A 12,818-nucleotide genomic window follows, 5' to 3' on the forward strand; every position below is an offset into this window, starting at 1 on the left:
GCCCCTGCATCCACCCGGTCAAACTAGACTAATTCGATGGACTTAATCGCCGATCTCACATCGTGAGCTCATCGGTCAGCCTGCGGATGCGTGCCGCGACGGCGGCCCGGCGTGCGTCGTCCGCGGGCAGCCACCGCGCGAGCACCTCGAAGACCTCGAGGTCCTCCGCGCCGACCGAGGTCTGACCGTAGCGCCAGAGCAGCTCCGCCTCCCCGGAGTCGAGCACGGCGCGCCGCAGCGTCGCGTCCAGCTCGTCGCGTTCCGCGCGCAAGGCCGGCGCGTCCGAGCGCACGAGCAACGGACCGGCGTACAGGTCGAGCGCCCGGGACAGCTCCCCTCGGCGGACGAACGTCTGGACGTCGGTCACGTCGCCGCTGACGTCCGCGAGGATCCGGTACGGCTTGGTGTCGAGCACACCGGCACCGAGCAGGTTGCGCAGCCGGTGCATCTCGGCGCGCACGGTGGTGGGATTTCCCTCGTCGCCGTACAGCTGCAGCATCAACTGTTCGGCCGTCAGCCCCGACGGATGCAGCAGGAGCAGCGCGAGCACCTCGGCCCGCCGGAGCGTCAGCGCGATCTCCCGGCCGCCGACCACCGCGACGGGCTGGCGCGCGCCGAGCAGTTCGAGCCGGAGCGACGTACGGCGACTCCGCGCGGTGCCGGGCAGCCGCAGCAGGTAGCCCTCGTCCAGCTGCTCGATCACACCCTCGCGCCCGTCCCCGAGGTCGATCCGATCGGCGCCGGCCGGTACGTCGAGCCGATCCGGCAACCAGGCCAGCGGCTGGACCGCCAGCACCCGGCCGGTCGGCGTCAGCAGCGCGCCGGGCGCGTCGCCGAGCGCGATCAGGTGGCGCATGTTCCGGGCCCGGAGCACCTCGTCGGCCGCGGCCATCCGGACCCGCAACTGCCCCTCGGCCAGCCCGGCCGCCGCCGTCACCAGGGCCATCATCGCCGGATGCACGGTCCGCAGCGGGCCCGAGACGTCGACGGCTCCGATCAGCTTCCCGGTGTCCGGGTCGTGCACCGGCGCGGCCGCACAGGTCCAGGCGTGGATCCGCCTGACCAGGTGCTCGGCCGAGTGGATCTGCACCGGCTGGTCGGCGGCCAGCGCCGTACCCATCCCATTGGTCCCGATCGCGTCCTCGGACCAGATCGCTCCCTCCGACAACGCGATCCGGTCGGCCTGCCGCCGTACGCCGGCCGCGCCCTCGCGCCACAGGATCAGCCCGCGCGCGTCGGTGACGATCATGATGTGCGAGGCCTCGTCCGCGATCGTGGTCAGCGTCTGGCGCAGCACCGGCAGCACGGCGTGCAGCGGGTGCTGCTCGCGCAGCTCGGCGAGCTCGTCGCCGGACACCACGACCGGCGGCGCGTCCAGCTCCGGGTCGACCAGCGCGGCGAGCGAGCGCTGCCACGACTCGGCGACCAGCGGCCGCGGGGCACCGGGAACGCGACCGCCGCTGAGCACCTCGTCGTAGAGCTCGCTCAGCCGCCGGGCCTGGTCCGGTGCGTCCACACTCAACCCTCGCCCGGATCGGCACACCGTTCAAGGCCAGGGCGTGCAACGTTGATGCAACGTCGCCGCTCGTAGGTTGCGGGAGCACCGGCACCGCAGGAGCAGGAGGACCAATGACGATCTACGCCGCTCCCGGGCAAGCAGGCAGCCCGGTCACCTACAAATCCCGCTACGACCACTTCATCGGTGGTGAGTGGGTCCCCCCGGCCAAGGGCGGGTACTTCGAGAACCCGACGCCGGTGACCGGTGAGAACTTCACCGAGATCGCCCGTGGCACCTCCGACGACGTCGAGGCCGCCCTGGACGCCGCGCACGGCGCCGCGCCCGGCTGGGGCCGGACGTCGTCGAGCGAGCGGGCGAACATCCTGAACAAGATCGCCGACCGGATCGAGGACAACCTCGAACTGCTCGCGGTCGCCGAGACCTGGGACAACGGCAAGGCGGTGCGCGAGACGCTGGCCGCCGACATGCCGCTGGCGATCGACCACTTCCGGTACTTCGCCGGCGCGCTGCGGGCCCAGGAGGGCTCGATCTCGCAGGTCGACGACAACATGGTCGCCTACCACTTCCACGAGCCGCTCGGCGTGGTCGCGCAGATCATCCCGTGGAACTTCCCGATCCTGATGGCGACCTGGAAGCTCGCCCCGGCGCTGGCGGCCGGCAACGCGGTCGTCCTGAAGCCGGCCGAGCAGACCCCGGCCTCGATCCACGTGCTGATGGAGCTGATCGCCGACCTGCTCCCGCCGGGAGTGCTGAACATCGTCAACGGCTTCGGCGTCGAGGCCGGCAAACCGCTTGCCTCCAGCAACAGAGTGGCCAAGGTCGCGTTCACTGGTGAGACCACGACCGGCCGGCTGATCATGCAGTACGCCTCGGAGAACATCATCCCGGTCACCTTGGAGCTCGGCGGCAAGAGCCCGAACATCTTCTTCGCCGACGTGGCCGGCAGCAAGGACAACTTCTACGACAAGGCGCTCGAGGGCTTCACGATGTTCGCCCTCAACCAGGGCGAGGTCTGCACCTGCCCGTCGCGGGCGCTGATCCAGGCGAGCATCTACGACGACTTCCTGGCCGACGCCACGGCCCGGACCGAGGCGGTCAAGCAGGGCAACCCGCTGGACACCGAGACGATGATGGGCGCGCAGGCCAGCAACGACCAGTACGAGAAGATCCTGTCCTACATCGACATCGGCAAGGCCGAGGGCGCCAAGGTGATCACCGGCGGCGAGAAGGCCGATCTCGGCGGCGACCTGAGCGGCGGCTACTACATCCGGCCGACGATCTTCGAGGGCGACAACAAGATGCGGATCTTCCAGGAGGAGATCTTCGGCCCGGTCGTGTCGGTGACCCGGTTCGACGACTACGCCGACGCGCTGAAGATCGCCAACGACACCCTGTACGGGCTGGGCGCCGGGGTCTGGTCGCGCGACATCAACACGGCGTACCGGGCCGGGCGGGAGATCCAGGCCGGCCGGGTCTGGACCAACTGCTACCACGCCTACCCCGCGCACGCGGCGTTCGGCGGCTACAAGAACTCCGGCATCGGGCGGGAGAACCACAAGATGATGCTCGACCACTACCAGCAGACCAAGAACCTGCTGGTCAGCTACTCACCCGACCGCGACGGATTCTTCTAGGTCGCCTGATGGTCGAGAGGGTGTCGTACACGGAGGCGGCGGCGGACCTGCTCCGCCGCCTCACCGAGCTGCACGGGCCGCTGATGTTCCACCAGTCCGGCGGCTGCTGCGACGGCAGTTCACCGATGTGCTACCCCGACGGCGAGTTCAGGACCGGAGCGGCCGACGTCCACCTGGGCGACCTGGTCGTCGACGGCCTGGACAAGCCGGTCGGCTTCTGGATGTCGGCCAACCAGTTCGAGTACTGGAAGCACACCCACCTGACCGTCGACGTGGTCAAGGGCCGCGGCAGCGGCTTCTCGGTCGAGGCCCCCGAGGGCGTCCGGTTCCTGATCAGGTCCCGCCTGTTCAGCGACGCGGAGTCGAGGGAGCTCGGCCTGCTGTAACCCCCAAGCGAGTGCCGACCGTCCGGTGGCGTTGCCGGACGGCCGGCACTCTTGTCATGCCCGTACGCCGTGCTCCAGTACGGCGGCGTAGATGTCGGTCCCACCGATCAGGTCGGGATAGCCCGGGCACTCGTGCTTGAGCCGCAGGATCGCCTCGCGCTGCTCGCCGCTGATCCGCTGCAACCGCACCGCAGCCGCTACCTGCGGCCGCTCGACCTCGTGGATCCAGAAGGTCAGGTCGACCTTCCACTCCCCCACCTCCAGTACGGCGTAGAACCGCTCGTCGGTCAGCCGCGGCGTCGGCCGTCGATCACCGCGCTCGTCACGCACGTCGGCCGACAGCAGCTCACACCGCTCGGCCAGCACCGCCAGCCCGGCCAGTACGCCGCTCGTCGTGGCACCCGGCGCGTCGAACATGACGTCGAGATCGCGCAGTACCAGCAGCCCCGACCTCGCGCTGCCGATGAGTTGCGGCGGCCCGTAGCCGGGGAACGCCGTGGCCAGGTCGAGCTGGTCGAGGAGCCGGAAGGCTTCGGCCTGGAGCGCGGCCGCCTGGTCGGTGAGCTGCATGAACCGACCGTACAGGTGAAGTCAGGGGGAATCCTTCGGGGTCGGATGTAATGCGGAAAATCACCGTGCTTCTGCAGAAAAACGACTCTCGGCGAGGCTTGGTGCGTAGCTGACCCATGACATTTGTCGTGGCTGTGATCGCTGGATTCCGTACCGTGAGCGGGCGGACGATTTCGGGCACCAACCCCCAGCTCGAGGAGTTCTGTTGAGACAACGGATTCTCGTGTCCGCCCTGGGCGCCGGAGCACTCGCCGTCGCAGGACTGACCGTCCAGCTCACCGGGGCGGCCGCCGCGCCCTCCCCGTACACCGCCGGAAAGCACGCCGCGAAGCTGTGCGCGGCCCCGGCCTCCGCCCACGCGGCGACCTGCAACGCGCTCAAACTCGTGGACGACAAGGGCGTCACGCCGGCCACCACCACCCCACCGGCGACCGGTCTGACACCGGCGGGCCTCCGCGACGCGTACAAGCTGACCGGCCTCAGCGCGGCCGGCCGAACCGTCGCCATCGTCGACGCCTACGGCTACCCGAACCTGGAACGCGACCTCGGCGTCTACCGCGCCCAGTTCGGCCTTCCAGCCTGTACGACGGCCAACGGCTGCCTGCGCGTCATCAACCAGACCGGCGGCACCACCGCGCCGCGATTCGACGCCGGCTGGGCCGGTGAGCAGGCCCTCGACGTCGACGCCGTGTCGGCCACCGCACCGGACGCGAAGATCCTCGTTGTGCAGGCGAACAGCGCGAGCTTCGCCGACCTGGGCACGGCCGTCGTGACCGCGTCGAAGCAGCCCGGCGTGGTCGCGATCTCCAACAGCTACAGCGGCGGCGACGTCTCCGACGCCAGCTACGGCTCGTACTACAACCATCCGGGCATCGCGATCACCGCATCGACCGGCGACAAGGGCTACCAGGGCGCGCCGTACCCGGCAGCCTCGGCGTACGTGACCGGAGTCGGCGGTACGTCGCTCGCCCGGTCGAGCACGACCCGCGGCTGGACCGAGACCGCGTGGAGCGGCGCCGGGTCGGGCTGCTCGGCGTACAACACCGCGCTCGCCGTGGCCGCGGCGTACGGGACGGGTTGCGCCAAGCGGGCCAGCGCCGACGTCTCCGCGGCCGCCGACCCGAACACCGGTGGCATGGCGATCTACTACCCGACCACCAAGTCGAGCTCGACCTGGGCGCAGTTCGGCGGCACGAGCGAGTCGGCCCCGATCATCGCGGCCGTCTACGCGCTGTCGGGCAACACCGCCGGTTACGCGAACTCGCTTCCGTACACCAATCCGACAGCGCTGTTCGACGTGACCAGCGGCAGCAACGGGACCTGCCCCACGAGCCAGTGGTGCACGGCTCGCACCGGCTGGGACGGACCCACCGGACTCGGTACGCCGAACGGCGCCGGCGCCTTCTGAGCCAACGAGCAAGGGCGGCCCCACGGGGTTCGCCCTTGCTGTCGTCAGGACGCGTTGACCACGCCGAGGGTCAGCAGGATGTTCGCGTACAACCGCTGCTCGCCCGTCGCGACGGCGACGGCCAGCTCGGGACCGCGGGCGGTGGCGTAGAAGTCGGCGCGGGACAGCGGCTGCAGCGGCGTACCGGGCAGGAGCTCGCGGAAGCGTTCGTAGACGTCCGGCTCCTCGCCGGTCCCGGTCGCCATCACCCGCGCCGCCTCCACCGGTACGACGCCGAGCAGCGTCTCCAGTACGTCGTCCACCGGGATCTGGCCGGGTCGCAAGTTGAGCCAGATCGTCTCGGCGGCCGGCGCGACCGCGGTGGCGTACGGGTAGTTGCCGTCAGCAAGCAGTACGACGGAGCCGTGGCCGGCCCGGGCCAGGGCCCCGAGCAACGGCGGATGGATCAGCGGGTAACGCAGCACCAGGGTCCTCGCAGGAGTTCGGCGACGATACCGGCTCAGCGTAGAGGTGAACACGCTGTGCTTTCGACTTGTTGCTCAGCGCGACCATTCTTGGTCACTGCCCGTTCCGTGGCGCACACGAAGGACAACCCTCGTCTCGACGTATTTGTGCCCAATTCTCTTCCGCCCGGCACGGGCGGACGCTTAGGGTCGGCCCGGACGAGTCGTGGAGGGCGACTCGCGCAGACAACTTCATGGAGCGTTGCTGTGAAAGTTTCAGGCAAAGGGCGGGGGCTCCTGGCAGTCTCTGCCGTGTCCGCCACCGCCCTACTGGCCGTGACCGCCGGCGGCGGCGCCTCGGCCGCCACCGCCACCCCCGACGCCGGCGACGAGCACAGCCCGTCGATCGCCTCGAAGGAACGCAAGGGCAACTTCGACGCCCGCACCCCGAGCTCGCGGGCCAGCCTCGCGCGCGCCGCGAAGGTGGTCGGCAAGGACACCCCGGCAGCGGAGAAGTTCCGCGACTCGCTCGGCAGCCAGGGCATCGTCGGCATCGACGAGAACACCGGTACGCCGTCGCAGGTGACCAAGCTCAACGGCTTCCTCACCCCCACGAGCTCGAAGAAGGCCACCCAGGTCGCGCTGGACTACATCAAGGCGCACCCCGAGGTCTTCAAGCTGTCCGAGTCCGACCTGGGCACCCTCAAGCTCCGCAAGGACTACGTCGACGACCTCGGCACGCACCACATCTCCTGGGTGCAGGTGGTCGACGGTCTCGAGGTGTTCGGCAACGGCGTCAAGGCCAACGTCACCAAGGACGGCAAGCTGGTCTCCGTCCAGGGCGCGCCGGTGGCCGGCCTGGTCGCGCAGGCGCAGACCCGCAAGGCCGCCGCGAAGCTGACCGCCGCCGCGGCCCGCAGCGCCGCCGCCGAGGACGTCGGCGGGACCGCGAAGAGCGCCACCGCCAAGGCGTCGGGCACGACCACGACCTGGAGCAACGGCGACTGGGCCAAGCCGGTCTGGTTCCACACAGCCGACGGCCTGCGCAAGGGCTGGTCGACGTACACCAACGCGGGTGGTTCGCTGATCTACACCCACGTCATCGACGCCCAGACCGGCGCGCTGCTGTACCGGCGCGACCTGTCCAGCGACGGTGTCGGCGACGCGCTGGTGCAGGACAACTACCCGGGCGCGGCCAAGGGCGGCACGCAGCGTACCGAGAACCTGATCTACAACAAGTGGCTGCCGAAGAACGCCAAGACGCTGCTCGAGGGCACCTCGGTCGCGGCCTGGGCCGACGTGAACGACGACAACCAGCCGAACGCCGGCGAGACGGTCAAGGTCCCCGGGACGCCGAACTCGTCGCAGTACAAGCTGGTGCCGTTCCAGTCCAACCCGCTGTGCTCGGCGACGTTCGTCTGCACCTGGGACCCGGCCAAGCCGGACTCCTGGAAGACGAACATGAACCAGGACGTCACCAACGGCTTCTACCTGGCCAGCAACTTCCACGACTGGCTGGCCAAGCCGCCGATCAGCTTCACCGCGGCGGCCGGCAACTTCGAGGCCGCCGGCGGCGACCCCGTGCTGCTGAACGCGCTGGACGGCGCGGCCACCGGTGCCGACGGCGGCCCGGACGGCAACCACGTCAACAACGCGAACATGAACACCCCGCCGGACGGCACCCCACCGACCATGCAGATGTACCTGTTCGGAACCGCCGGCGACAACACCACGGTGCCGAGCAGCTCGTCGAACGCGGCCGACATCCTGTACCACGAGTACACCCACGGCCTGTCGAACCGCCTGGTCGTCGACGCGACCGGCAACTCGACGCTGAACAGCATCCAGGCCGGCTCGATGGGTGAGGCGTGGAGCGACTTCTACGCGCTCGACTACCTGGTCTCGCACGGTCTGGAGAAGGACACCACCGCGCCGGGCGAGGTGATGGAGGGCAAGTACGTCACCGGCGGCGGCACCATCCGCACCCAGGCGAACGACTGCCGGGTGAAGGCCAAGGCGCCGACGTGTGTCGGCATCGACGGCTCGCAGGGTGGCTACACCTACGGCGACTTCCCGACCATCGGCGGTACGCCGGAGGTGCACTCCTCCGGTGAGGTCTGGGCGCAGACCCTGTGGGACCTGCGCGAGCGCTTCGGCCGGACCTACGCGCTGAGCATCATCACCCGCGCGATGGAGCTGTCCGCGAACGACCCGACCATGCTCGACATGCGCAACGCGATCGTCCAGGCCGACCTGATCGCCTCCGGCGGCAAGAACGCCAAGATCATCTGGCAGGTCTTCGCCAACCGCGGCATGGGCTGGTACGCCGGTGTCCTGGACGGCGGCGACGCGCACCCGGTCGAGGACTTCCACCTCCCGCCGACCGGTACGACCACCACGATCAAGGGCACGGTGACCGACAAGGACACCGGCGCTCCGGTGGCCGGCGCGCTGGTCTTCATCGGCGGTCACGCCTCCGGGTACGCCGGTGACTACTCGGCCGTCACCAAGGCCGACGGCAGCTACGCGATCGACAACGTCTTCCCCGGCAAGTACGGCAAGTTCGTCGTGTCCGGTGCGGGCTACGAACTGCTCGGCAACCCGCTGACCGTCACGGCCGGTGGCACCACGGCGAACTTCGCGCCGCGGCGCAACTGGGCGGCGGCCTCCGGCGGCGGCTCGGTCGTCGACTTCAACGGCCCGGACTTCACCCCGGCCTGCGGCCCGGCGTACGCGATCGACTCCAGCCAGGGCACCGGCTGGGGCAGCACCACCGGTGACGACAACGGCACGCCGAGCGGCGTGATGATTCCGAAGCACATCGACATCAAGCTGCCGGCGGCGGTCACGGTGTCGAAGTTCTCGGTCGACCCGTCGAACACCTGCGGCGACCCGGGCAGCGCCTCGACCGGCAAGTACCGGATCGAGACCTCACCCGACGGCACCACCTGGACCACCGCCCAGGAGGGCGAGTTCACCGCCGCCAACCGCGGCAAGTACACCGAACTCACCCCGTCCGCGGCGACCACGAACGTCCAGTACGTCCGCTTCTGGATGCTCAGCCCGCAGGTCCCCGACTTCGCCACGAACTGCCCAGCCGGCGCCTACGGCGGCTGCCAGTTCACCGACATGACCGAACTGCAGGTCTTCGGCACGAAGTAGTACCCAGCAGGTAGACGAAGGGCCCGGCCGATCCCATCGGCCGGGCCCTTCGGCGTACAAGATGAAGAACAGAAAGAGAGAAGAGAAAGACAAAATAGAGTTGGGTCGCGGACGGTTGCGGCCGGCGACCGAGCTCTCCGTCGTCTGTGGAAAATCGCGATCACCTGCGCCGCACCCACCACTACAGTCCCAGCCATGAGTTCAGAGGTCCGCACCTACCGGGTCGTCACGCGCGGGGAGTTTCAGAATCTGACCGAAGCGCAGCGGGAGAAGCTTCGCGCGGAACTCGATCAGCATGACCTGCTGATGGCCGACTACACCGAGGCCGGGACGTTGAGCTACGACGCCGAGCTTCGGCCTTTCACCATTCGGTGTGCGGTTGTTCAGGCGGCGGATCGGTCTGATCAGGAGGCTGCTGACACCGGTGCGTTGGTTGCTCTGGAGCTGCTGGACGGCCTCGGGCTGGAGCATCAGCGGCTGCGGACGACGGCGACTTGCCTCGACGACATCAAGGTGAAGCGACGGAAGTGAGACGGAACACGCGCGTGATGCGCCCCTCACCGACATGACTCGTCGGTAACCAACCAATAACATCGCTGGTATGCAGATCCTCGCCATCGTCGTCTCGCTAGCGATCGCCGCGGTCGGAGTCGCGTTGTTCGGGCGGACAATCGGACAGATCGTCTCCGTGATCAAGCTGGGGCAGCCGGCCCGGCGGACCGACCATCCGGGGCAGCGGACCGTGACCATGTTGCGGGAGACCCTCGGGCACACCCGCATGCTGCAGTGGAGTCACATCGGTGTGCTGCACTGGTTCGTCGCGGCCAGCTTCGTCGGCCTGATCCTCAGTCTGGTGACGGCGTTCGGGCAGCTGTTCGACGCGCACTTCGCGTTGCCGATCGTCGGGCACTGGGTGGTGTTCGAGTGGGTCACCGAGATCCTCAGCTGGGCCGGCCTGCTGACGATCCTGGGCCTGATCGTGATCCGGCTGCGGCACCGGCCGACCGGGCCGGAGGGCCGCTACAGCCGGTTCTTCGGCTCGCGCAGCTGGCAGGGGTACTACGTCGAGTACACGATCCTCGGCGTGGTGATCTGCATCCTCGCCCTGCGCGCCCTGGAGTGGGGCCTGGCCTCGCACCTGGGCGAGGCGTCGCGCTGGCACTTCCCGCTGACCTGGTTCGTCGGCGAGGCGGTCGCCGGCTGGCCGGAGTCGCGGCTGGAGAACGCGATCTACCTGGTCGCGATGATCAAGATCCTGATCTCGTTCGCCTGGATGATCACGATCTCGCTGAACGCCACGATGGGCGTGGCCTGGCACCGGTTCACCGCCTGGCCGAACATCTGGTTCAAGCGCAAGGCCGACGGCGGTACGGCGCTCGGCGCCCTGCAGCCGATCAGTGTCAGCGGCAAACCGATCGACTTCGAGAACATCGAGGAGCTGGACGAGGACTCGCCGCTGGGCGTCGGCAAGGTCGAGGACTTCACCTGGAAGGGCCTGCTCGACTTCACCACCTGCACCGAGTGCGGCCGCTGCCAGTCGCAGTGCCCGGCCTGGAACACCGAGAAGCCGCTGTCGCCGAAGCTGATCGTGATGAACCTGCGGGAGAACGCCTACACCAAGGCGCCGTACCTGCTGGCCTCGTCCGACGAGGAGCGCAAGTCGCTGCCCGACCTGGTCCAGGCCGAGATGGAGCGCCCGCTGGTCGGTTCGCCCGACGTCGCGGTGATCGACGAGGACGCCCTGTGGGCCTGTACGTCGTGCGGCGCGTGCGTGCAGCAGTGCCCGGTCGACATCGAGCACGTCGACGCGATCATGGACATGCGCCGCTACCAGGTGCTGATCGAGTCGTCGTTCCCGTCCGAGCTGAACGGGCTGTTCAAGGGCCTGGAGAACAAGGGCAACCCGTGGAACATGAACCCGTCGGGCCGGATGGACTGGGCCAAGGACCTGCCGTTCGAGGTCAAGCAGGTCGGCACCGACGTGGAGACGTTGGCCGAGGTCGAGTACCTGTTCTGGGTCGGCTGCGCGGGCGCCTTCGAGGACCGGGCGAAGAAGACCACCCAGGCGGTCGCCGAGCTGCTGAACATCGCCGGCGTCAGCTTCGCCGTACTGGGTGACGGCGAGACCTGCACCGGTGACCCGGCCCGGCGCGCGGGCAACGAGTTCGTCTTCCAGCAGCTGGCGATGCAGAACGCCGAGGTGTTCAAGGAGACCGGCGCGAAGAAGGTCGTCTCCACCTGCGCGCACTGCTTCAACACGCTGAAGAACGAGTACTCCCAGCTCGGCGTCGAGCTGGACGTCATCCACCACACCCAGCTGCTGAACCGGCTGGTCCGGGAGAAGAAGCTGACCCCGGTCGCACCGGCCGACAGCACGCTCAACGGGCAGAAGATCACCTACCACGACCCGTGCTACCTGGGCCGGCACAACCAGGTGTACGACGCCCCGCGCGAACTGCTGGAGATCATCCCCGGTGCCGAGTACGCCGAGATGCCGCGCAACAAGACGAAGTCGTTCTGCTGTGGCGCGGGCGGCGCGCGGATGTGGATGGAGGAGAAGATCGGCAGCCGGATCAACGTGAACCGGACCACCGAGGCGGTCGAGACCGGCGCGGACAAGATCGCCACCGGCTGCCCGTTCTGCCGGGTGATGCTGTCCGACGGCCTCACCGCCAAGCAGGCCGACGGAACAGCGCGCGAAGAGGTCGAGGTGAACGACGTGGCCCAGCTGCTGCTCGCCTCGGTCAAGCGCGGCGAGAGCTGACTGTAACTAGCTGCAACTCCCTTCCCAGGGTGCCGTCGAGGCCCGTAGCATCCGGCGTCTCGATTCACCCTGGGAGGGGAACACTGTGAGGTTTCGTGCACGGGCGGCTGCCGCTGTCGCCGCCCTGCCGCTGATCCTGGGCGCCACCGCGTGCGGTGCCGGCTCGAACGACTCGGCGGTCATCGCGACAACGGACAGCATGCCCACGCCGGTCGTCACGCCGTCGGCCGCTCCGTCGGCCGCGCCGCAGAAGGTCGCGCCCGCGCCGGTCCGCCTGAACCGCGTGACGTTCCTGCCGGCCATGAACACCGCTCTGGCCAAGCAGAAGAGCTACCGCATCACCGGCAAGATGACGGCCGGCGGGCAGGTGCTGACGACGATCACCGGAGTCCAGCAGACCAAGCCGCCGGCGATGTCGATGACGATGACCGGCGCGGCGTTCGAGGGCAAGAAGGCGAAGATCGTTGCGGTCGGCAAGTCGCTGTACATGTCGATCCCCGGGGTGACCCCGGCCGGCAAGTACGTGCGGATCGACTCGTCCGACCCGTCGATGGCCCAGTTCAGGAAGCTGGCCGGCAACGGCGACCCGACCAAGACGTTCAAGTCCTTCCAGGGCGCGCTGCGCGGCGTGAAATTCGTCCGGACCGAGACCATCGGCGGGGTGGAACTGGATCGCTACTTGCTGAGCATCGACGCCGCCGTGGCCTTCAAGGCGCTGAAGCAGAAGGTGCCGGCCGGAGCGCCGAAGACGCTGACGTACTCGTTCTGGATGGACGACGACAAGATGGCCCGCCGGTTCTCCTTCGACCTGATGGGCATCAGCATGGTGATGACCATGGACCCGACGACGGCCCCGGTCTCGATCAAGGCACCGGCGGCGAAGAACGTCGTCAGCTGAGTCACCATCTTTCGTAGTCCCCGGTTCGCCGGTT

The 12,818-nt window shown here is 68.7% G+C and carries 10 protein-coding genes; 7 read left to right on the forward strand and 3 right to left on the reverse strand.

The genetic code is table 11. From position 1 onward, the window contains the following. Positions 1-55: 55 nt before the first annotated feature. On the reverse strand, positions 56-1,516 hold the full coding sequence (locus ACQPXM_RS39645) for a GAF domain-containing protein (protein ID WP_432943127.1): 1,461 nt from the start codon (positions 1,514-1,516) through the stop codon (positions 56-58). A 113-nt stretch (positions 1,517-1,629) separates the two neighbouring features. Here ACQPXM_RS39645 and adh point away from each other — a divergent pair, with 113 nt between their 5' ends. Together adh and ACQPXM_RS39655 are read left to right on the forward strand one after the other, a co-directional pair. Continuing rightward, on the forward strand, positions 1,630-3,153 hold the full coding sequence (adh, locus tag ACQPXM_RS39650; protein ID WP_432943128.1) for an aldehyde dehydrogenase: 1,524 nt from the start codon (positions 1,630-1,632) through the stop codon (positions 3,151-3,153). Between the two features lie 8 nt (positions 3,154-3,161). Then, positions 3,162-3,539, forward strand: a complete 378-nt coding sequence (locus ACQPXM_RS39655; protein ID WP_432943129.1) for a DUF779 domain-containing protein — start codon at positions 3,162-3,164, stop codon at positions 3,537-3,539. A 54-nt stretch (positions 3,540-3,593) separates the two neighbouring features. On the opposite strand, the gene ACQPXM_RS39660 is transcribed toward ACQPXM_RS39655, so the two are convergent. Beyond that, positions 3,594-4,109: a hypothetical protein gene (locus ACQPXM_RS39660; RefSeq protein WP_432943130.1), complete on the reverse strand. Its 516-nt coding sequence runs from the start codon at positions 4,107-4,109 to the stop codon at positions 3,594-3,596. 205 nt (positions 4,110-4,314) lie between these two features. Between ACQPXM_RS39660 and ACQPXM_RS39665 the strand changes: the two genes are divergently transcribed. Then, positions 4,315-5,517 carry a S53 family peptidase gene (locus tag ACQPXM_RS39665; protein WP_432943131.1) on the forward strand — a complete coding sequence of 401 codons (1,203 nt, stop codon included), beginning with the start codon at positions 4,315-4,317 and terminating at the stop codon, positions 5,515-5,517. 44 nt (positions 5,518-5,561) lie between these two features. Here ACQPXM_RS39665 and ACQPXM_RS39670 read toward each other — a convergent pair whose 3' ends face one another. After that, positions 5,562-5,981 (reverse strand): RbsD/FucU family protein, encoded by a 420-nt coding sequence (locus tag ACQPXM_RS39670; RefSeq protein ID WP_432943132.1) that lies wholly within the window; start codon positions 5,979-5,981, stop codon positions 5,562-5,564. 291 nt (positions 5,982-6,272) lie between these two features. Between ACQPXM_RS39670 and ACQPXM_RS39675 the strand changes: the two genes are divergently transcribed. The 4 genes from ACQPXM_RS39675 (at position 6,273) to ACQPXM_RS39690 (ending at position 12,784) form a co-directional block, all read left to right on the forward strand. Next, the gene (locus ACQPXM_RS39675; protein WP_432943133.1) at positions 6,273-9,122 is read left to right on the forward strand and encodes a M36 family metallopeptidase; all 2,850 of its coding nucleotides are present in this window, start codon (positions 6,273-6,275) and stop codon (positions 9,120-9,122) included. A 195-nt stretch (positions 9,123-9,317) separates the two neighbouring features. After that, on the forward strand, positions 9,318-9,653 hold the full coding sequence (locus tag ACQPXM_RS39680) for a DUF6204 family protein (protein ID WP_432943134.1): 336 nt from the start codon (positions 9,318-9,320) through the stop codon (positions 9,651-9,653). 70 nt (positions 9,654-9,723) lie between these two features. After that, entirely contained in the window at positions 9,724-11,886 is a 2,163-nt protein-coding gene (locus tag ACQPXM_RS39685) for a heterodisulfide reductase-related iron-sulfur binding cluster (RefSeq protein ID WP_432943135.1), read from the forward strand. Between the two features lie 85 nt (positions 11,887-11,971). After that, complete coding sequence (locus ACQPXM_RS39690) at positions 11,972-12,784, forward strand: hypothetical protein (RefSeq protein ID WP_432943136.1); 813 nt, start codon at positions 11,972-11,974, stop codon at positions 12,782-12,784. The last annotated feature ends 34 nt before the right edge of the window (positions 12,785-12,818 follow it).

The organism is Kribbella sp. CA-253562, assembly GCF_050942265.1.
In the GTDB taxonomy this organism is placed as follows: Bacteria; Actinomycetota; Actinomycetes; order Propionibacteriales; family Kribbellaceae; genus Kribbella.